The 20,981-nt window shown below is 42.1% G+C and carries 20 protein-coding genes and 2 pseudogenes; 14 read left to right on the forward strand and 8 right to left on the reverse strand.

Going from position 1 to position 20,981, the window contains the following annotated elements:
* Nucleotides 1-128 precede the first annotated feature (128 nt).
* The 4 genes from V7K41_RS08570 to V7K41_RS08585 form a co-directional block, all read right to left on the reverse strand.
* On the reverse strand, nt 129-1,211 hold the full coding sequence (locus V7K41_RS08570; protein ID WP_334847236.1) for a hypothetical protein: 1,083 nt from the start codon (nt 1,209-1,211) through the stop codon (nt 129-131).
* A gap of 237 nt (nt 1,212-1,448) precedes the next feature.
* Complete coding sequence (locus tag V7K41_RS08575) at nt 1,449-2,690, reverse strand: NAD(P)/FAD-dependent oxidoreductase (RefSeq protein WP_334847238.1); 1,242 nt, start codon at nt 2,688-2,690, stop codon at nt 1,449-1,451.
* A 49-nt stretch (nt 2,691-2,739) separates the two neighbouring features.
* On the reverse strand, nt 2,740-2,904 hold the full coding sequence (gene rd, locus V7K41_RS08580; protein WP_334847240.1) for a rubredoxin: 165 nt from the start codon (nt 2,902-2,904) through the stop codon (nt 2,740-2,742).
* A gap of 521 nt (nt 2,905-3,425) precedes the next feature.
* Complete coding sequence (locus V7K41_RS08585; RefSeq protein WP_289799327.1) at nt 3,426-3,620, reverse strand: hypothetical protein; 195 nt, start codon at nt 3,618-3,620, stop codon at nt 3,426-3,428.
* A 423-nt stretch (nt 3,621-4,043) separates the two neighbouring features.
* On the opposite strand from V7K41_RS08585, the gene V7K41_RS08590 reads away from it, so the two are divergent.
* Nucleotides 4,044-4,601 (forward strand): SRPBCC family protein, encoded by a 558-nt coding sequence (locus tag V7K41_RS08590; RefSeq protein WP_334847241.1) that lies wholly within the window; start codon nt 4,044-4,046, stop codon nt 4,599-4,601.
* A gap of 104 nt (nt 4,602-4,705) precedes the next feature.
* Here V7K41_RS08590 and clpB read toward each other — a convergent pair whose 3' ends face one another.
* Nucleotides 4,706-7,324: an ATP-dependent chaperone ClpB gene (clpB, locus tag V7K41_RS08595; RefSeq protein WP_334847242.1), complete on the reverse strand. Its 2,619-nt coding sequence runs from the start codon at nt 7,322-7,324 to the stop codon at nt 4,706-4,708.
* A gap of 204 nt (nt 7,325-7,528) precedes the next feature.
* Here clpB and V7K41_RS08600 point away from each other — a divergent pair, with 204 nt between their 5' ends.
* From V7K41_RS08600 to V7K41_RS08640, 9 genes and pseudogenes are all read left to right on the forward strand, one after another.
* Nucleotides 7,529-7,696, forward strand: coding sequence for a hypothetical protein (locus V7K41_RS08600; RefSeq protein WP_334847244.1), 168 nt, complete (start codon nt 7,529-7,531; stop codon nt 7,694-7,696).
* The gene (locus V7K41_RS08605; RefSeq protein WP_334847246.1) at nt 7,666-7,845 is read left to right on the forward strand and encodes an HNH endonuclease; all 180 of its coding nucleotides are present in this window, start codon (nt 7,666-7,668) and stop codon (nt 7,843-7,845) included. Before V7K41_RS08600 ends, V7K41_RS08605 begins: the two co-directional genes overlap by 31 nt.
* Before the next feature lie 40 nt (nt 7,846-7,885).
* The gene (locus V7K41_RS08610) at nt 7,886-8,140 is read left to right on the forward strand and encodes a TIGR02450 family Trp-rich protein (protein WP_334847247.1); all 255 of its coding nucleotides are present in this window, start codon (nt 7,886-7,888) and stop codon (nt 8,138-8,140) included.
* A gap of 623 nt (nt 8,141-8,763) precedes the next feature.
* Nucleotides 8,764-9,630 (forward strand): ferredoxin:protochlorophyllide reductase (ATP-dependent) iron-sulfur ATP-binding protein, encoded by an 867-nt coding sequence (gene bchL, locus V7K41_RS08615; protein WP_292774821.1) that lies wholly within the window; start codon nt 8,764-8,766, stop codon nt 9,628-9,630.
* A gap of 31 nt (nt 9,631-9,661) precedes the next feature.
* Nucleotides 9,662-10,462: a DUF5331 domain-containing protein gene (locus V7K41_RS08620; RefSeq protein ID WP_334847249.1), complete on the forward strand. Its 801-nt coding sequence runs from the start codon at nt 9,662-9,664 to the stop codon at nt 10,460-10,462.
* Between the two features lie 176 nt (nt 10,463-10,638).
* Nucleotides 10,639-12,042 (forward strand): ferredoxin:protochlorophyllide reductase (ATP-dependent) subunit N, encoded by a 1,404-nt coding sequence (locus V7K41_RS08625; protein WP_334847250.1) that lies wholly within the window; start codon nt 10,639-10,641, stop codon nt 12,040-12,042.
* 189 nt (nt 12,043-12,231) lie between these two features.
* Nucleotides 12,232-12,492: a DUF4160 domain-containing protein gene (locus V7K41_RS08630; protein WP_334847251.1), complete on the forward strand. Its 261-nt coding sequence runs from the start codon at nt 12,232-12,234 to the stop codon at nt 12,490-12,492.
* A 3-nt stretch (nt 12,493-12,495) separates the two neighbouring features.
* Nucleotides 12,496-12,789: a DUF2442 domain-containing protein gene (locus V7K41_RS08635; RefSeq protein ID WP_334847252.1), complete on the forward strand. Its 294-nt coding sequence runs from the start codon at nt 12,496-12,498 to the stop codon at nt 12,787-12,789.
* A gap of 48 nt (nt 12,790-12,837) precedes the next feature.
* Nucleotides 12,838-12,948: pseudogene (locus V7K41_RS08640) on the forward strand (AbrB/MazE/SpoVT family DNA-binding domain-containing protein); the annotation flags it as partial.
* 96 nt (nt 12,949-13,044) lie between these two features.
* Here the strand turns inward: V7K41_RS08640 and V7K41_RS08645 are convergent.
* The 3 genes and pseudogenes from V7K41_RS08645 to V7K41_RS08655 form a co-directional block, all read right to left on the reverse strand.
* Nucleotides 13,045-14,427: a hypothetical protein gene (locus V7K41_RS08645; RefSeq protein WP_334847253.1), complete on the reverse strand. Its 1,383-nt coding sequence runs from the start codon at nt 14,425-14,427 to the stop codon at nt 13,045-13,047.
* A gap of 240 nt (nt 14,428-14,667) precedes the next feature.
* Complete coding sequence (locus V7K41_RS08650; protein ID WP_334847255.1) at nt 14,668-15,000, reverse strand: XisI protein; 333 nt, start codon at nt 14,998-15,000, stop codon at nt 14,668-14,670.
* Nucleotides 14,988-15,404 (reverse strand): annotated as a pseudogene (locus V7K41_RS08655) (XisH family protein). The gene V7K41_RS08650 and the pseudogene V7K41_RS08655 overlap by 13 nt, the downstream one beginning before the upstream one ends.
* 243 nt (nt 15,405-15,647) lie before the next feature.
* Here V7K41_RS08655 and V7K41_RS08660 point away from each other — a divergent pair.
* From V7K41_RS08660 to V7K41_RS08675, 4 genes are all read left to right on the forward strand, one after another.
* Nucleotides 15,648-18,266 carry a U32 family peptidase gene (locus V7K41_RS08660; protein WP_334847257.1) on the forward strand — a complete coding sequence of 873 codons (2,619 nt, stop codon included), beginning with the start codon at nt 15,648-15,650 and terminating at the stop codon, nt 18,264-18,266.
* A gap of 180 nt (nt 18,267-18,446) precedes the next feature.
* On the forward strand, nt 18,447-19,133 hold the full coding sequence (gene bchM, locus V7K41_RS08665; protein WP_292856992.1) for a magnesium protoporphyrin IX methyltransferase: 687 nt from the start codon (nt 18,447-18,449) through the stop codon (nt 19,131-19,133).
* Nucleotides 19,134-19,791: 658 nt separating this feature from the next.
* Nucleotides 19,792-20,271, forward strand: coding sequence for a hypothetical protein (locus V7K41_RS08670; protein ID WP_334847259.1), 480 nt, complete (start codon nt 19,792-19,794; stop codon nt 20,269-20,271).
* Nucleotides 20,272-20,356: 85 nt separating this feature from the next.
* Nucleotides 20,357-20,737 (forward strand): DUF423 domain-containing protein, encoded by a 381-nt coding sequence (locus V7K41_RS08675; protein WP_334847264.1) that lies wholly within the window; start codon nt 20,357-20,359, stop codon nt 20,735-20,737.
* Nucleotides 20,738-20,981 lie beyond the last annotated feature (244 nt).

The following is a 20,981-nucleotide window of genomic DNA, read 5'->3' on the forward strand; positions in this document are numbered from 1 at the left end:
GGTGTGTTCAAAATTGATCTACAATCGCAAGATAATTTTCCCTCTTTATGCTCCAATACAGTAATTTTGTAGACGCATAGCGGTGAGGCAATTAGACTGTTCCTAAATTCACTTTAGGTTGGATTACTTTACTGACATTCTTCTGTTGATGGCTCTCGCGAGCTTACTTTCACTGAATCTTGTCTCAATAGCGTCTTGAGGCGTTGATTATCTTCGGTAGCGATCGTTTCACCATAATGATGAAGTTGAAAAAGCTGGCAATAACGGTTTTGTTTGGCGCAAATCAAGCAGCCATAGGCATGATTGCCGTTACTACCGCATAGCCGATGTCCCATTACCGGGCCGAGAGAAGTATTTTGCTCGTTAGCGACAGTGCTGAGAATTGAGCGCAGTTTTGACTCGAACTCCAATGACAAGTATTGCTTAAGTCCTGGTTGTGTACGATCCCATTCTGGAACGATTAATTCTTGTTTTAACAGACTCGCTTCAATCTCTTCAGACATCACAAGCCCAGACAGAATAACGTGACGGGAAACATGGGGCAATAGTGTCCGTGCTAATTGCCACATTAAAGCTTCATCAAACCACTCTTCAACCAGTGGACGCAGATACCAACAACAGGGAATGCCAAGGTTTACTAAATCTTGCAGCAACTCTACCCGGCTCTGAATTGAGGCTTGCTCATAGCCTGGTTTCAAGGGTGGTAGACTAACAAAGACAGTGACTCGAAGTGAATGAGGCCGCTCTAAAGTTGTTTTGAGGCGCTTTAGAAAAGATTGACCAGGATGGACTTTGGTGGTGATGTAGACTATGTTGGCAGCTTTCCGGTCAATCAGTGCATCCAGAATTGATAATACACGTTCTCGATGGACTGAAATAAAAGGGTCAGAGTAATCGCATAGTGAAATCGGAAAACCCTTTTGTCCCTCCTGGGTAGCAAAAATGTAGTCTAGCAAAAGATCGAGCAGGTCAACTGGAGCTGAGACATCCTGAAAATTTTGTGGATAATGATGCCATTCACGGTCTTGATGACAGACACAATAGGCACATTCAATCGGGCAACGATTCTGAGCGTTTGGCAAAAATGGATTAAGGCTAAAGTATTTGACAGCACGCTCCTTATCAGGAATACCAAGTACTGGAAAGCCATGCAGCATATACTGGCTTCCCTGCAACCTAATTTCAGACGCAGTATTTTTATCAGTGTTCATACATTATTGATGAAAAAAGTAATACACCCAGAAAAATTTGTCTTCTCTAGGGTGGCTGGTGTGAATGTAGAGTGGCAAGGTGGGAAATGCTGGAGGATTAGTATGAATTTTGATAAGTAAATATAGTTAAGTAGCGATCGCTTGTTCCTAAAGAATTGGTAAATGAGTGAGGTTAACACGGAGAAAAATCTCCGCGTCTTTGTGTCACTCCAAATCTATCAATTTTGGATCGGCAGACTATTCGTGGCTAGTCGCCATTGCCACGCCTGCTAAATACCCGGTTGTCCAAGCACTTTGGAAATTAAACCCACCGGTAACGCCATCAATATCTAAGATTTCTCCGGCAAAATAAAGACCAGGAACTAACCTACTTTCCATTGTCTTGAAGTTGACTTCTTTAAGCTTGACGCCGCCACAGGTAACAAATTCTTCTTTGAAGGCTCCTTTACCGTTGATTAAGTATTGTCCTTGAGTAAGTTCTTGCACCAGTTGATTTAAGGTTTTACTAGATATTTCTGCCCAACGGTCTTCTGTGGTAATGCCTACACGGGCAATGATATATTGCCAGAGACGATGGGGTAGGTCAACTCCGCGATGCAATGCGATCGCTTTTTTTCCCCATTCATCTTTAACTGCTAAAACTTTTTCTCGCACTTGTTCTTGGTGCAAATCAGGCAGCCAATTAATCAATAATCTGGCTTGGTAGCGGCTTTCGTGTAAAACTCTCGCACCCCAAGCCGAAAGCTTCAAAACAGCCGGGCCACTCAAACCCCAGTGGGTAATTAGCAATGGCCCAGTTTGTTGTAATTGGGATTTTTCGCCCGCAGATAAACGCAATTGGGCAGGGTTAACGCTAACTCCAGCTAATTCCCGCAATTTTTGATCGACAATGTTGAAGGTAAATAACGAGGGTACTGGCGGTTCAATTTGATGACCTAACTCTCGGACAATTTTATAACCCGCAAGGCTGCTACCGGTCGCCAGAAGTAGGCGATCGAATTTAATCGTCTCTCCCGACTTCAGAAGAACATCAAACCCCCCGTCTGCTGCGGTTCGTTTCACCGAAGTTACAGGTGTACCGATACGAAGTTTTACCCCAGATGTCGCCACCGCTTTAATTAGACATTCCACAATGGTTTCTGAAGTATTGGTGACAGGAAACATCCGGCCGTCAGCTTCCGTTTTGAGATAGACTCCACCAGCAGCAAACCAAGCTACTGTATCTTGAGGCCCAAATCGAGTCAAAGCACCCCGCAAAGCTTTTGCACCTCTGGGGTAATTTTGCACTAACTCCTCCGGCTCAAAGCAAGCGTGAGTGACGTTGCAGCGCCCGCCACCAGAAATTAGCACTTTCGCTAGGGGTTGACGACTGGCTTCGAGTAAAATAACTTGGGCAGCAGGATTGGCTTTAGCACAAGCGATCGCGCCAAAAAATCCTGCTGCCCCACCCCCAATAACTACAATTTGTAACGGTAGCAAGTTCTAAAATTTCTCAATAGCAGGTACTTTACTAGGCTAGCCGTTATCTTCACTCTTCATCTGGTTCAAATTGATCTTTTGTAACACCACAAACCGGACATACCCAATCATCTGGTATATTTTCAAAAGCTGTTCCTGGCGCTATTCCGCTATCTTCATCGCCTACTTCTGGGTCATATTCATAGCCACAAACAGTACATATATACTTTGCCATGTTCCTTTCCCCTCGTAAATTGTTGGCATTGCTTCCCTATTAAATACTTTTGGCAGTGAGTCAAAATAGGCAAGCTACAATTCTTAAACAAGACTACGGTATGAAAATCAAACCGCTTCGCAAAGTCATTAGTCCAAAAGAAACCACGCCCCTTGTGAGCGTAGTTTGAATTAGTCCGATATCATTATTTTTTTCACCCACAAGAAGCGAGGTATGTACCAAAAACTCTTGTATCTTAGAGGTTGTTTGAAAAGTGGTCGGCTGTGATATTAGGCACTTATTGATCCCCCCTAGCCCCCCTTAAAAAGGGGGGAAACGGAATCAAAGTCCCCCTTTTTAAGGGGAGCCACTGCGGTCTTGGGGTCTCCCCAAGTGGAGCACGTGGCGTGGATTTAGGGGGATCTAAAAGTATTTGATACATCACTAAGGACTTTTCAAACATCCTCTTTGACTAATAACCAATGACCAATGACCAATGACAAATGACAAATGACAAATGACCAATGACAAATGACAAATGACTAAAAACGCCACCATGTCCTTTGGGCGTAACTGATAATTCCGATCGCGATCGCCCCAAGTAGCAGTAGCCAAATAATTCCACCTGGGATAAAAGTGAGAATACCAATACCTCTGAGTACCCAGACGGCAACGCTAATGCCGAGAAGTATACCAAAAATCTGGATTAATCTACGATTTAAAGAAGATTGACTCACCTAATTTTCCTCTCAACTCAACAGACATTACACTTGATCTTGATAATTAAAATATGAAGTTACGATGAAGTTGTAGTTTCATTATAAATAACACGTAAAAACCGAGAGATACTATCCAAACGTTAGGGTAAGGTACTTGATGTTAAATCGTGTTTGTGCCATTCTAGCTGTTAACAACGCAGTTTTTCATCTACGATAATTACTTTGACAAAACTCACTGGAGTATTAATTATGTTAATTGTGATAAGAAACACAGTTTTTACAGTAAAGTAACTGAAATGATTAGCAAAAAATCATCCTTTCCGGAAAAAATAAGTATTAAACTGGAACTAATTTAATAATGGGTTGGATCTAAATCAAGTTTTATGGCTTGTAGTTTCAACTTTATTTAGGTGGATGAGTTGAGGAGTAACTTAAATCATTATGTCTACGTCTTATATATCAGATTCAATTATTGCAGGTTCAGATATGGCTTGGAGTCAAGACAAGCAAAAGTTGCTGGTACAGGGTGAAATTTTGGTAGAAACGCGATCGCACAAGATGTCAGGTGGTTCAGTCACAGCTTGGATGTATTTGCCGATGGTGCGATCGCACGTTTGGCAGCAATTAACTGATTATCCCCGTTGGGTACAATATTTTCCCGATATCACCAAGAGTGAGGTAGTACATAAAGGTGAAGTCAAACGTCTGTATCAAGCAGCACAAAAAGCCTTCTTCTTTTTCACGGCTCAAGTGGAAATTTACCTCAATGTTGTAGAAGTGCTGGGTCAGCAAATCCAATTTCGCATGGTAAATGGGACTTTTGAGGATTTTGACGCCAATTTAGAACTAAAAGATTGTGGTAATGGCACAATACTTGCTTATACTGTGCAAGCGACACCTCTAATTCCGATTCCATCTATTTTTATTCAACAAGCGATGAATTTTGAGTTGCCTGCAAATATGCGTAAAATGCGACAAGTTATGTGTAAGACTCAATAAAAAATTCCGGCATTACTGATAGAATTTTCACTTTACCTCTAGATAATTCAAAAACCCGCTCTCTGTCAGAAAACGGGTTTTTGTGTGTGATTTATGAGGTGCAATTATCCGATAAAGACTTCAACTGGTAAACGGCTAAACGACAACCTTTCATTTTGCACATCTACAAAGATGGTGTTGCCGTCGTTGAATTCGCCGCGCAAGATGGATTTAGCAATTTGAGTTTCTAACTCTCGCTGAATCGCCCGCTTCAGTGGACGCGCCCCATATACTGGGTCATAGCCTACCTCTGCTAAAAAGTCAAGTGCAGCATCTGAGAGTTTGAGAGATATTTTGCGATCGCCCAATCTTTGCCGCAATCTTTCCACTTGCAATAGCACAATTTGCCGCAATTCCTTCTTATCTAAGCCGTGGAAGATGATGATTTCGTCAATCCGGTTCAGGAATTCTGGACGGAAGCTATTCCGCATCGCTTCCATGACTCGACGGCGCATTTCGTCGTAGTGGGCATTATCCCCAGCGATATCAAGAATGTACTGCGAACCGATGTTGCTAGTCATGATGATAATAGCGTTCTTGAAATCCACCTTATGACCTTGGGCATCAGTGACGCGTCCATCATCAAGAATTTGCAAGAAGATATTAAATACATCGGGGTGTGCTTTCTCGATTTCGTCGAAGAGAATCACTGAGTAAGGACGGCGGCGAATCGCTTCTGTAAGTTGTCCGCCTTCTTCGTAACCAACGTATCCTGGAGGCGCACCAATTAAGCGAGAGACGGCGTGTTTCTCCATGTACTCAGACATATCGATTCGCACTAACGCATCTTCACTATCGAACATATACGCCGCCAGCGCTTTTGCCAACTCGGTTTTACCCACACCCGTAGGCCCAAGGAAAATAAAGCTAGCAATGGGACGATTGGGATCGGCTAATCCAGCGCGCGATCGCTGAATTGCATCCGCTACCGCTGTGACTGCTTCTTCTTGTCCAACTACCCGGCGGTGCAGTTCATCTTCTAAATGCAACAGTTTTTCTTTCTCCGATTCCACCAACTTGCTGATCGGAATTCCTGTCCATTTAGAAATAATTTCAGCAATATCACCTTCTGTAACTTCTTCCCGTAATAGTGATTTACCACTTCTTTGAGTACTTGCCAATTCAGCTTCTATTGCTTCCAATTGACGATGCAAACTAGTTAAAGTGCCGTATTTCAACTCAGCAGCACGGTTAAGGTCGTAGTCGCGTTCTGCTTGCTGAATCTCTAAATTGACCTGTTCAATCTCTTTTTTAACAGACTGAATTTTGTCAATGATATCTTTTTCTGATTGCCATTGAGTATTCAGTGTTTTTTGTTCTTCTTTGAGATCGGCAATTTCTTTTTCCAGTCTTCCTAGACGTTCACGAGAAGCTGCATCGCTTTCTTTTTGCAGCGAAAGCTTCTCCATTTCCAATTGCAGAATTTTGCGATCGATTTCGTCGAGTTCTTCTGGTTTGGAGGTAATCTCCATTTTCAGTCTGGCGGCGGCTTCATCTACCAAGTCAATTGCTTTATCAGGGAGGAAGCGATCGCTAATATATCGACTCGACAAAACGGCGGCTGCAACTAAAGCACTATCAGAAATCTTCACCCCGTGGTGGTTTTCATAACGTTCTCTCAACCCGCGCAAAATTGAAATACTATCTTCTACACTGGGCTGATCGACATAAACTTGCTGGAAACGTCTTTCTAGTGCGGCATCTTTTTCGATATGTTTGCGGTATTCATCCAAGGTTGTCGCCCCAATACAGCGCAATTCGCCCCGCGCCAACATTGGTTTTAACAAGTTACTAGCATCCATCGCGCCTTGGGTTGCACCAGCGCCGACAACAGTGTGAATTTCATCAATAAATAAAACAATCTTGCCAGTAGATTCAGTAACTTCCTTTAATACGGCTTTCAGACGTTCTTCAAATTCACCCCGGAATTTTGCCCCTGCAATCAAAGCACCCATATCTAAAGCAATTAGCTTGCAGTCTTTGAGGGATTGAGGTACATCGCCTGCGATAATGCGCTGTGCTAATCCTTCGGCGATCGCAGTTTTACCAACACCTGGTTCACCAATTAGCACAGGATTATTCTTGGTACGGCGAGAGAGAATTTGCACAGTCCGACGAATCTCATCATCCCGCCCAATCACTGGATCGAGTTGGCCTTTACGCGCGGCTTCTGTAAGGTCACGCCCGTATTTTTCCAGTGCTTCGTATTTGCCTTCTGGATTTTGGTCGGTCACTTTTTGACTCCCACGAATTTGTTTAATAATATTTTTTAGCTTGCCTTCGTCTAAACCAAATTCTTGGAATAAACCTTTGCCAAAACGGTCATCTTTAGCGTAAGCCAACAATAAGTGTTCAATTGAAATATATTCGTCTTCAAACTCTTTGCGATATCCGTTTGCTCGATCTAGTAGTGTATCTAAGCTACGTCCCAAGTAGACAGAACTGCTGCTACCGGATACTTTGGGTTGACGTTGGAAAAATTGTTCAGTGCGATCGCGCAGTTTTTGAAGATTAACACCTGCCTTGGTGAGAATGCCAGTTGCTAGACCATCTTGTTCTAACAGCGCTTTCATCAGGTGTTCGCTTTCTATCTGCTGCTGTTGATATTGTTTCACAATATCCGGGGTATGGGTGATCGCTTCCCAGGCTTTTTCCGTAAATTGGTTAGGATCGGTAGGTTGCATAGGCTTTTTCAGGAAGTAGAGGCGCAGTAGCTTGTCAGAGGCTACCACCAGAACACCAAGTAAAAATAATTTCTGCTGTCAATAGATATTGTAAGAACAGGATAGCGATCGCCTAGATCGGTGTTCACATCTTGAAAAAGTGGTATTTTCCCCTAGTTCCGATTTTCCTATGTGCGATTCTCAAGCTTTTAGCCATGTACTGAGATGCTTCGCTGTGCTAACTATGAGAGCAAAAAAAAAGCTGATGCACTGACTCCTGAAGAAGAAGCTGAATATGTAGGTATCTCCGAATTAGAGCGAATATTTACCTTAATTAACGCTCAACTAGCGGCGAAAAGTAAATGGTGTCCGAACAAACTCGAAGACTTGTAAGAAAACGATCTGAATATCTCTGCGAATACTGTCATTCTCCAGAATACTTGAGTCCAGACCGTTTTACAATTGACCATATCATGCCGCAGTCTCGGCGATTCCTGCCATGTGAAAATAGCTATGTCACAGTGGAATATATACGTGAATAAACTTTGTATACGCTTCCACACTTCAACTGACAACTGACAAATGACAAAAAAGCAAAAATTCCCTTACTTACTCGCTTCTAAGTGGACAGCACAGCAAAAAGTGGACGGATGGAGACACTTCCAAGTTGTCAATCGTAAAAATCAAGGTAAGTGGGTTTACGCTGAAATGGTGGCTGCTTGCGATCCCAAAATTCGTTTCTGGATAAATGCCAAATTATTACAAGATAGCTCCCAGTGGCAAGCTGGCTGGCAAACATTACAGGAAATCCAGGAAATTGAAACTGAGGTGTCCTGATTTGCCTCGTTCCCAGTCAGAAACTGGGAATGCCCATTAGTGGGCTGACACCGAAAAATTTTAATCAAATTAGAAATTCTCTGGGAATTTAATAATTTTTTACAAAATCACACTAACTTACTCTCAAGCAGCAATTAAAGGGTCTTAGCTATCGACTAAAAACTGGCAACTTATCTGCGATACCTTCGGTGAGCTACGCTAACGCAAATTCCAGTAGTATTTCCAGCATCAGGCTGCATATACTTCTCTTTCCCCTTGAGTCTGCGCCCCAATGCATTGAAAACACGTTGTCTGACCATCAGCTAATTCTATGAAAAGCATTCAAAAAAGCCGATTTAAGTTTTTTGTATTTTGTAACTATTTTTATAAAAATAAGTAATAAAAACATTTTAAAGATGAATTTTTGATCTAAATAAGACTTTTAAGCTAATTAAACCTGAAATAGCCCTAATTAAGTTCTAATTCATCGAATAAGACCGTTTTAGAAATTAAGAGCCACTTTCTTTTCTATGTAATTTGCCCAATAATGACATTCACATACCTCACGCATCGCCATCTCAGGAAAGGTGAAGGCAAATGTTTGAGCCACAAGTTTGACAAAAAGCTATGAGAGGCAAACAAAAGTGAAACTAGCAGTCTACGGAAAAGGTGGTATCGGTAAATCCACAACTAGCTGTAACATATCAGTCGCCCTAGCTAAACGTGGCAAGAAAGTGCTGCAAATTGGTTGCGACCCCAAACATGACAGTACCTTTACCCTGACTGGGTTTTTGATTCCGACAATTATCGACACCCTTCAAGAAAAGGACTATCACTACGAAGATGTCTGGCCAGAAGATGTAATTTATAAAGGCTACGGCGGTGTTGATTGCGTAGAAGCTGGTGGGCCACCTGCGGGTGCTGGATGCGGTGGCTACGTAGTCGGCGAAACCGTAAAATTACTTAAAGAACTCAACGCCTTTGATGAGTACGATGTAATTCTTTTTGACGTTCTGGGTGACGTAGTTTGCGGTGGTTTTGCAGCACCACTCAACTATGCAGATTACTGCCTGATTGTTACAGACAACGGCTTTGATGCTTTATTTGCTGCCAATCGGATTGCTGCTTCAGTCCGCGAAAAAGCAAGAACTCACCCACTGCGTTTAGCTGGGTTAATTGGCAATCGCACCTCCAAGCGCGACTTGATTGAAAAATATATAGAAGCTGTGCCCATGCCAGTTTTGGAAGTTTTACCTTTGATTGAAGATATCCGTGTTTCTCGTGTTAAAGGTAAGACATTGTTTGAGATGGCAGAGCAAGATCCTTCCCTAGACTACGTTTGCGACTACTATCTCAACATCGCCGACCAAATTCTGGCGCGTCCCGAAGGTGTTGTACCTAATGATTCACCAGATCGGGAATTGTTCTCTTTGTTATCTGATTTTTATCTAAATCCGGGTAAACCCCAGGTTCCTAATTCAGAAGAGGAACTAGACTTGATGATTGTATAAATCACAAGTTCTCAGGATGGGGGACAATAATATGGCATTCTTTCACAGCTTTACGGATTCAATAAAGCAAAAGTGGTTGCAATTTTTCCAGAATAATCGAGACTGGATTACCCTCCACATGGAAGTGGAATCGGTGTACACCCCTGATGGTGGGAAGCGACCACCTTCTTACCTCATCCTGGGAGTTCTTAACGCCCTAGAACCAAAGCTAGCGCAGTTAATGTTGCCCTTTGCCAAACTCAATCCTGACGCCGATACCCTAATTGAGGTGCTGGATTTGCATTTTGACCCAGATTTAGCTCTCGGTAATCGCTTCGTCGTCAACCCAGAAGTAGAGAGATACGTAGAAACACCAGCAGATGTCATTGATGAAAAGCCTGAAGATGAAACTTTGACACATTCTCATACAAATGGCTTTGTGTCGGTGGCGGTAGTAGACGTTCAAGAGTTTGCAATCGTGGATTCTGAGGATGAAAGCCTGGGAATCAGCGAGTTGGAGGAAACGGAAAATGGCTTTGGTGATATTTCCTTAACCAACGAACACGATTCAAAAGATGAGTCTCTTCAAATCTCTAGTTTAGAAGCAGATGAGTTTGGAGAAATTGCCTTCGATTCAACAGCTGCAATGGAAGTAAAGCTGGATGAAGACGAAGAAGAGGCGCTTGGAGATAGTCCGCTAAATGAGAATGCGTTTAAAGACGTGTTGTCAGATGTCTGGGGTGATGAAACAGCTTTACAAAAGGCTGAAGAAAATAATGATTTTTTGGGGGAAGAACTGCCAGCAGGCGTTTTTGACGAATCAGAAATTGCCCGTCTCTTCCCCAACGCTTAATTATTGCCGTTCTTCGCAATTTTAAGTTTTAGATTTGGGGTTTTGGATTAGAAATTAGGGAAATTGTCGTTAGACAGAGGATACTTTTGTTGTCCCAGCCTTCAATCCAAAATTATCAATCTAAAATCTGAAATTGGTCGATCTGCCATTAAATATCAAGGGGAGAAAAAACCAAAATGACTGTCGCTCAACAACCAGAAGCTTTAAACTTTGAATGTGAAACCGGGAATTACCATACCTTTTGCCCAATTAGCTGCGTGGCGTGGTTATATCAAAAAATTGAAGATAGCTTCTTTTTGGTGATTGGGACAAAAACTTGTGGCTACTTCCTGCAAAATGCGATGGGGGTAATGATTTTTGCTGAACCCCGCTATGCAATGGCAGAGTTGGAAGAGGGCGATATTTCGGCACAACTGAATGATTATGAAGAGTTAAAGCGGTTGTGCTTGCAGATTAAACGCGATCGCAATCCTAGTGTAATTGTCTGGATTGGCACTTGCACTACCGAAATTATCAAAACCGATTTGGAAGGTTTAGCACCAAAACTGGAATCCGAAATCGGTATTCCTATTGTTGTAGCGCGGGCAAATGGTCTAGATTACGCCTTCACCCAAGGGGAAGACACTGTATTAGCAGCAATGGCTAACCGTTGTCCTGATAAGGCTCCGGTGGCGGAAACAGAGAAAAATGAACGCAATGCGATCGCTAAATTGCTCAACTTTGGTAAGAAAAAAGAAGATGTCGCCCAAGAAGAATCTGAGTACGTAGATCATCCACCCTTAGTTCTCTTTGGCTCCCTTCCCGACCCTGTGGTTACTCAGTTAACCTTGGAACTGAAGAAACAAGGCATCAAAGTTTCCGGCTGGCTACCTGCGAAGCGCTTCACTGAATTGCCAGTACTGGAAGAAGGGTATTATGTCGCTGGTGTCAACCCCTTCCTCAGCCGCACAGCTACCACCTTAATGCGCCGCCGCAAGTGTAAACTCATTGGCGCACCCTTCCCCATTGGCCCCGATGGTACCCGCGCTTGGATTGAGAAAATCTGCTCGGTGTTTGGTATTACTCCCAAAGGTTTGGATGAACGCGAAGCACAAATTTGGGCAGGCTTGGAAGATTATGTGAAACTAATTCGCGGTAAGTCTGTATTCTTCATGGGTGATAACTTGCTGGAAATCTCCCAAGCACGATTCTTAATCCGTTGTGGGATGACTGTTCACGAAATCGGCATTCCCTACATGGATAAGCGCTATCAAGCTGCTGAGTTGGCGCTACTGGAGAAAACTTGCCAGGAAATGAATTCACCCCTACCAAAAATTGTGGAGAAGCCGGATAATTACAATCAACTTCAGCGAATTTATGAGTTGAAACCAGACTTGGTAATTACTGGTATGGCTCACGCTAACCCATTGGAAGCACGGGGTATTAATACTAAGTGGTCTGTGGAGTTTACTTTTGCTCAAATTCACGGCTTTACGAATGCGCGTGACATATTAGAGTTGGTGACTCGTCCGCTACGTCGGAATAATAATTTGAAAGATTTGGGTTGGGATAAGTTGGTGCGAGAAGAAGCGAAAATTTAGATTTAGGTTTGGATTGAGCAACAGCATATAATTAGGGCGAACCCAAAAAGTTCGCCTTTTTTGTCTCACGCATTCGCCTTTAGGCGTTCCCGCACGGTAGGCACAGAGGTGCAAAAGAAGATCGCCTAAAAATAGTTACAATCACGTGGGTATGGCTGAATAGACAGGATAATTGAGGAGATAATCTGAATGCCTGAAATTTGTCGTTTTTTAGGGATTATCATTACTATGTACTATAACGACCATCCGCCCCCTCATTTCCATGTCCGCTACAATAAGCAAAAGGCAATTATTGATATAGAAACCTTATCAGTTTTAGAAGGTAAACTCACTCCTAGAGTTCTTGGTTTAATAATTGAATGGGCAGCTATGCACAAATCAGAACTTAGAGAAAACTGGCAACTGGCAAGACAAAATAATCCCTTAGAAAAAATTCAACCATTAGAGTGAATTATGCTTAAAGACATTATAGAAGTTATTCCTCACGATAACTATCAACTCTATTTGAAGTTTGAAGACGGAAAAGAAGGTATTGTTGATATTAACCAGTTAATCGAATTTACAGGAATTTTTGAACTTTTAAAAGATTTTAACTATTTTAAAACTGTTAAACTTAACGCTGAATGGGGAACAATTTACTGGGATAATGGTGCAGATTTAGACCCAGATGTTCTTTATTCTGTGGTTACTAACCAATCTATTCCCACATATAGAAATCTAGAGGAATATAAAAAAAATTGGAATTAAAACGCAAGCAATTCCAGAAGTTGATGATTTATTAAAGTTTAGTCATTTTTTTCAGTAACTAAATTAGATGATGTAGCAGGTTGCTTAAAATATCCAGGAAAAGCTAAAACTATTGAGGATATGGATAATGCAATTCGCCAAGGTTTAGAGGAATCGTAGCGTTTTTAAACGCAGAGGGACACGGAGTAAGCGCAGAGGGGCGCAGACTCTTGCGAGATTTAATTCGCTACGAATAAATGAAATACTATATTTAGTTCACATAGAAGGCTGTAACTCTAGAGGTTTGGATGGGATTATATACATTAATTCTGCGCCGTCTGGTTTAATTTCTGTAGACGGAGTTAATTTAAGCCAGTCATGAAAGCTGATTCCTAATTGGGATATTGCTTGTACTTCTGTTTGATATGCTTCAAAACGAAAGTTGGTTTCAATCATAGATTCCATTACTTTAAATACTTGGGGAAGACGTTTGTAAGCTTCTTGCTTCAAATCATCTTGACTTGGGCCAAACCAACCTCCTTGAACCTCAACGCGAGTTAAAATTGCAGATGGCAGTGAATCTAACCATTTGTTAGGGTCTTGCGCCATCTTAAATAAATTCTCTCTTTGTAAATCAAACACAGCATTTTCATCCCAAATTGGGTCAATCCATTGGTAAATTCGTGTTAGTCTTCGCAAATCAATCTGACCTTTGAATTGGGGATGTAAGTATGCTGCTGGGTTAGAAGTGAGCAAAAGGTCAACATATTTTTGAATACGAGAACGAATAACTCTAGCCCCTTCTTGGAAGCGGCGAAGTGCTGTATCATGTTCCTCTAATTCTAAATAGCAACGTGCTTCAGCTAGATAGGCTAAAGATAAAGTCAGCAGATATTCATCAGCAATTTGGCTTTTTTGTTCAATTTCGATATCAGTATATTCCGTATAAATATGCTCTGCTTCTAAGAAACGATTAATAGCTTGTAAGGCGCTGCTTCTACGATTTTCAGATTTAGTCATCGTGAAGGCATTAACTGCTAATTCAATTGCAGCACGAAAATTAGCATAGAAACTAAGGTCGATTTTGCGGTTGACTTTGTTTAATAGTTCTTCCGCTTGTTTTAAGCGTTTTTCTAGCTCATTGAGACGCTGTGCTATTATAGCAAAGCTCATTACTGAAACACCAAGACTAAGTACACTAGCCGCAGTAGTTACTTGCAAAAAACCTTGAGTTAATTGCAGATTTTGCCCAATTTCTCCTAACTGATTTTCAATCCCATCTAAACGCCCATTTACATCGGCGAATCCTTTTCCTGAAATAGTTGCATTAGCGACTGTTCCAATCAGATTTACTCCTGAAACAGCTATGTTACCCAAACTTACTTGTTCAACTCCACCTAAACGCCCGTTTACATCAGCTAGTCCTTTTCCTGTAACAGCTGCATTAGCTCCTGAAGCCACAAGATTTGCACCTGAAAAAACAAGGTTAAGTAAATTGTTAGGGGAACTAGTTGGCGTTGGGACTAAATCTCTTAACCAAGCAACAACTTGTTTTGTTGCAGCACACTGAATTACACCACCATTGCGTACAAATATGCCGCTAGCTAATCCCTTTACAATGTGAGGAGCAAGTGCAAAAGTTAATGTCAGTGCGTCCATAATCTTCTCCTAGTAAACCATTAACAGCCTGATGTCTTACAGCAAGACGATTCTACACAGCGAATACCTGCGTTTTACTCAGTATTCCCAAATTGAGTTGTAGTTTGTGTAAAAGCGATCGCACTTTTTAACCAGAAGATGCAGAGCGATCGCAGATACAATCGTTGAACGCGGCTTGAAACCCGCCCTCAAGCAATAAATCGTAGATGAGAGAGCGATCGCAATTTTTAATAAATTTAACTAACTAACAGCAAAATCTGTATATTTACGCACAGAGGGTAATTGAAAACCTAAAACAATATCTTCTTTTGGGACACCTAATTCAACCAACTCATTAGCAATTCCTACCTCTGTTCCATCTTGCTGAATCCAGATTTTTTCGTTAATAATATCTACATGGAGAACAGGCCCATATATGCGGTCTTGCTCGCGCCAACCTACATAAACTAATTGATAACGATCGTGTTCTGTATCAAAAGTTGTCTGTGCTTGAATACGATTATCCCAAACAGTATTAGCGTGTTGTTCAAGCAAATTCTTAATATATTTTCGATATTCTTCTAGCTTTGCCATTCTGCGATCGCCTCATGTTCAATATTATAAATTAGTAAACAAAGCTGATTAGTTTTAATTACAGATTGGATAAATGGAAGGATAAAAAACTCATTGTAAACAGTACTAGGAACCACTAAATCTAAAGTGCGATTAGCTTCTTGTTTTTGTAAACCAATTCGGTAAATGATAAATTCTCCTAATGCAGCATAAATTTCTGTGATTTTTGACGGACTTAGAAAACTTTTAATTTCAACAGCTATTTTTTGTCCTTATTTTTCGGCTGCAATAACTTTTTAGGCTTCTAAATCAACATATAATTCAAGGGTTCCTGCCTGGAGAGCATAAGGATCGTGAGTAATTAACCAGTCATCTTTCTCAAGTGCTGTTTTAACAACTGTATGAAAAGCATCTTTAGCAGACACAAGTTTAATTCCAATTTATGGCGGTGCTTGATTTAAGAATTTCCATTTTATTAATACATTGACAACCTAAGGAAACTTTTTTTTAACTAAATTTAATATAGTTCTGTTTCTTCTCGCCTGTCTACTTACTCCAGATGCAGAGGAGAAGAGGATTGAATGAACCGCAGATGAAAGAGCGATCGCCCCATCCCCCAATAACTTCGATAAAATCACTATGGTGCTAGTTAACCCTCCCTAAATCTAATGAAAAGCGATCGCTCCCCTTCCCAACCTTCCCTTCAACGTCCTGAACTACTTGCGCCAGCAGGTAATTGGGACTGTGCTAAAGCTGCTGTGGAAAATGGGGCAGATGCTATTTACTTCGGTTTGGATCGGTTTAACGCCAGAATGCGGGCACAAAATTTTACTGAGGCGGACTTACCCCAATTGATGACATTCTTGCACCGTCGGGGTGTAAAGGGTTATGTCACTGTCAACACCCTAATATTTCCCAAAGAACTAGCAGAAGCACAGCAATATCTCCGCACAATTATTGCAGCAGGTGTGGATGCAGCGATCGTTCAAGATATTGGTATATGCCGTCTTATCCGTCATCTTTCCCCCGATTTTCCCATCCATGCTTCCACGCAAATGACGATTACCAGTGCGGCTGGGGTAGAATTTGCCAAGTCTCTTGGCTGTCAATTGGTGGTATTGGCGCGTGAATGTTCTCTCAAAGAAATCAATAAAATTCAGCAGCAGATTGCCCAACAAGAAACCTCGCTGCCCTTGGAAGTTTTTGTTCACGGTGCTTTGTGCGTGGCGTATTCCGGTCAGTGTTTGACTAGTGAGGCTTTAGGCGGACGTTCTGCTAACCGAGGTGAATGTGCCCAAGCTTGCCGGATGCCCTACGATTTAATCGCCGACGGGGAAGTTGTGAATTTAAAAGAACGCAAATATTTACTCAGTCCTCAAGACCTAGCAGGGTTAGATGTTTTGCCAGATTTGGTGAAGTCAGGAGTAACCTGTCTCAAAATTGAAGGTCGTCTGAAAGCTCCAGAGTATGTTGCTAATGTCACCCGTGTTTATCGGCAAGCTTTGGATAGTGTAATGACGGAATTGGAAAGACCTAACCCCTTAACCCCTTTGCCTACAAGGGAAGGGGGGAGAGGTCAATCAGACCAAGAACACTACAACCTAGAAATGGCATTTTCTCGCGGACTTTACACGGGCTGGTTTGGCGGGATTAATAATCAGGAACTTGTTCACGCCCGCTTTGGTAAAAAACGTGGGGTTTATCTAGGTGAAGTCACCCGCATTCACAACGAACAGGTAACAGTCAAACTGGAAGCACCTGTCAAGCCAGGGGATGGAATTGTATTTGACTGCGGTCATCCAGAGGCGAAGGAAGAAGGCGGCCGAGTTTATGGGGTGGTTTCCAAAGGTAAGGAAAGTGTGCTGACCTTTGGTAGAAATGACCTGAACTTACGCCGAGTGCATATAGGCGATCGCATTTGGAAAACCAACGATCCAGAACTCGATAAGCAACTACGTCAGAGTTTTGCTGGCGAGAATCCCCAATTTCAGCGTCCCATTGATATGGAAATTTATGGAGAAGTTGGTCAGCCACTGATTGCGATCGCCCGCGATCGACTCGGTAATATTGTACAGGTAGAATCTGCAATTTCTCTGGTGGAGGCGCACACTAAACCTTTAGATACAGAGCGTTTACAAGAACAATTCGGTCGTCTCGGTAACACACCTTTCTGTTTGGGAACGCTAACCAACCACGTTAGCGGTGCTATTATCCTACCCGTAAGTGAATTGAACCGGATGCGGCGGGAAATCGTAACACAGTTGGACGAATTGCGGAGTCAACCCAAACGCTGGCAATTACGTTCTGATGTCTCTTTCCAAAACTTACTCCCCTCATCTCCCACCCTGCGGGAAGCTAAAGCTACGTGTCCTTCACTCATCGTCCTAGTACGAAATCTCAAGCAACTCCAAGCAGCACTCCAAGCAGGAATCCAAACACTTTACTGCGAATTTGAAGACCCCCGCGCCTATCGAGAAGCGGTGCAAATGGGGCGCCAGCAACAGCAAAAAAACAAAGCAGACAATTCCTCACTTTTAACTGATAACTCAGCACTCCTAACTCCTAACTCCCCACTCCCCACCATCTGGGTTGCACCACCCCGAATTACCAAGCCTGGAGAAAATTGGATTTTGCGGCAAGTACGTGCCTGTGAAGCAGATGGCTATCTGATACGGAACTATGACCAATTGCAATTCTTTGCAGCAGACCATTGTATCGGAGATTTTTCGCTCAACGTTGTTAATCCCTTAACAGCAGACTACTTTCAGCAACACTTTGGTTTAGAACGGCTGACGGCATCCTATGACCTGAATATTACCCAACTACAAGACCTGCTCACCAGTTGTCCACCCCAGTGGTTTGAAGTGACAATCCATCAGCATATACCGATGTTTCACATGGAGCATTGTGTTTTTTGTGCCTTTCTCTCGATGGGTACAGATTACACCAACTGTGGACGACCTTGTGAAAAGCAGGAAGTGAAATTAAAAGACCGTGTAGGTAGCGAACACGTTCTCAAAGCAGATGTAGGCTGTCGTAATACTGTATTTAACGGCACTGCTCAAACCGGAGCCGAATACGTACAGCGCCTCATAGAACTGGGATTACGTCACTTTCGTATCGAATTTGTGAATGAAACACCAGAGCAAGTGAGTAAAACAATACATTTTTATACTCAATTATTGCAAGGCGAGATTACAGGTTCTCAACTATGGCAAGAGTTGAAGTTGCAAAATCAATTAGGCGTGACTCGTGGCCCTATGGGAGTGTCTGCATTGCGGTCATAATTGATTTTCTGGACGCCCAGCTTGAAAAATCTGTTCGGCGGTCAAGTTTAATTCTGGGAATGTAGGGGATAGTATCCTGCTTATCAGCGAACTATCATCTGGAAAAATCTGGAAGACCGCTCTTATGGGTTCCTATCAATGATAATTTTAAGCATTGGGAACCCCTAAAAATCGAAGTTTATGAACGCAGCCGACGACAAAACGATTGTTCGCGAGTATTTCAATTCCACAGGGTTTGACCGTTGGAAGCGAATCTACGGCGATGGCGAAGTCAACAAAGTCCAATTAGACATCCGCAATGGACACCAGCAAACTGTGGATACAGTTCTCGGTTGGCTGAAGGCTGATAACAATTTACCACAGCTATCAATCTGTGATGCTGGGTGTGGTGTCGGTAGTCTCAGCATTCCCCTGGCGGTAGATGGTACCAAAGTCTATGCCACCGATATTTCAGAAAAAATGGTAAAAGAAGGCAGGGATAGAGCAAAGCAAACTTTGGGAAATGCCGAAAATCCCACTTTTGCCGTGCAGGATTTGGAATCATTGAATGGTAGCTACCATACCGTTATTTGCCTAGATGTTCTCATCCATTACCCTCAAGAAAAAGCCGATGAGATGATATCTCACCTCTGTTCTTTGGCACAGTCGCGGATAATTCTCAGTTTTGCGCCGAAGACCTGCGCCTTGAGTATACTCAAAAAAATTGGCAGTTTCTTTCCTGGGCCAAGTAAAGCCACTCGTGCATATTTGCATCGTGAGGCTGATGTGGTGAAAATCTTGGAAAGTAATGGCTTTTCATTGCAACGACGGGCAATGACGAAGACTCGCTTCTATTTTTCTCGCCTACTGGAAGCTACACGCAATTAAGGTTAAAATTTAAAATCGCAGCAAAGGTATAATAAACATTTTGCTGCGATTTGACAATCTCAAACCTGAGATATGGTAGATATTGCCGTTGGCATCAAGCTTTGTTTTTTCTTTAAATAAGCGTTGTTCCGCTCTGCATAATCATACATTCTTACAAAGTTAGGACTTATGCACAGGTAACGGAAAACGAACCACAGAGAAGCCAGTGCGTTGGGCGGGTTCCCCGACTTGAAGCAACTGGCGCGACGCAGAGGTCACGGAGAAATGAGAGTTTGAGAGGGTTTTTGCGTAAGTCCTAAAAGTAAGCGATCGCAGCTGCTCCCAAGAGAATAGTGAAAGCAAATAACCACATTTACGTTTTATTCAGATAAAACTTCTTCTTTGAAGCTTCAACAGAGGATATCAAACTTCTGGGGATGCTGACTCCAAGGGTTTTATAAGTGTATTTAATTTCTTATTTATCTAGTTTCTCTAATTCCTTAATTTCAGATCATAACGCATGACATTGTATTAACCAACGCTGTACTAATTAAGCAATGTAGGTAAAAAAATATTGTGTAAAAGCTAAAAAACTGTCGCCGAGAGTAGATTGATATATTGGAACCTTTATGAAAGTCAGGTTAAAATCGCAAGCAAAGTGTAAATCTGAAGCGAAACTATGAAAACTGCTGAAAAATTAGCTGCCGGTTGGCTACTGACACTCGGATTCATGTTTGTAACTCTATCAGCAACAGCGGCATTAGAAAAATTTGCTACACGTAAAGCCATCATAATACCCACGGGTGAGTATGAGTTTAACGCACCAAATGCTACTTATGAAGATAATAATGCTGCTGTTGGTGGTCTAATTTTTGGTGTCCCTACCCTAACACTGGGCACATGGTTAGCATTGGGATTGTACCGTCAAAGTCGGCAGGAGAAAAAGGCAATTAATCAACAAGTTAGCGATCGCCTACAATCGATTTTTTATGAGATGCTACAAGAAAATCACGGGCGCGTAACTGTTTTAGGTTTTGCCATGCAGTCACAACTACCCGCAGCCCACGCCAGACAATATTTAGATGAAAAAGCTAAAGAATTCAATGCAAACTTTAAGGTGAACGAAGAAGGGGCTGTATCATATCATTTTGATGTCTAATTATCATTTGTCCTTTGTCATTTGTTATTTACTAATGACCAATGACCAATGACCAATGACGATCTTCAACTTACGGCTAGGTCTAATGACGCAGATTTTTTTGAGCGTAGCTGCCATTTTAGGCGGTTTGTCAGTTGCTGCTGGTGCTTTTGCTTCCCATGCCTTGCAAGAAAAGATTAGTGAGCGATCGCTAGAAATTTTTGAAACTGCCGCTCGTTACCAAATGTATCATGCTCTAGCACTTTTTTTAGTAGCAATACTAATTAGTCGTACCGAGTCCCCTCAACCTACTCTTATCGCCAGTGGATGGCTGTTTATCATTGGCATTGCTATTTTCTCAGGTAGCTTGTACGCCCTTAGCTTAACCGGTATTAAATCCTTGGGAGCGATCGCACCACTAGGCGGCACAGCCTTTCTTGCAGGTTGGGGTGCTTTAGCTTTTGCTGCTTGGAATTTGAAGTTGTAAAAAAGTTAGGAGTTAAGAGTTTTTAACTCCTAACTCCATTTTTTAGAAGCTCATTTACCCCATTGTTACAGCATACTTTATACAAGTATGCCACAAGATTTTTATGAAAAAATTAATGGCAGTACTTACTCAGAACACATTTTTGCATTGTTATAGCAGCCGCCAGGCTGGTTAGGACGCTGTACCAAGAACATCTTCCATAGCACTGCGAAGACAGTCAAATTGAATTAACTGTTTACGAATT

The organism is Nostoc sp. (genome assembly GCF_036917415.1).
GTDB lineage: Bacteria > Cyanobacteriota > Cyanobacteriia > Cyanobacteriales > Nostocaceae > Nostoc.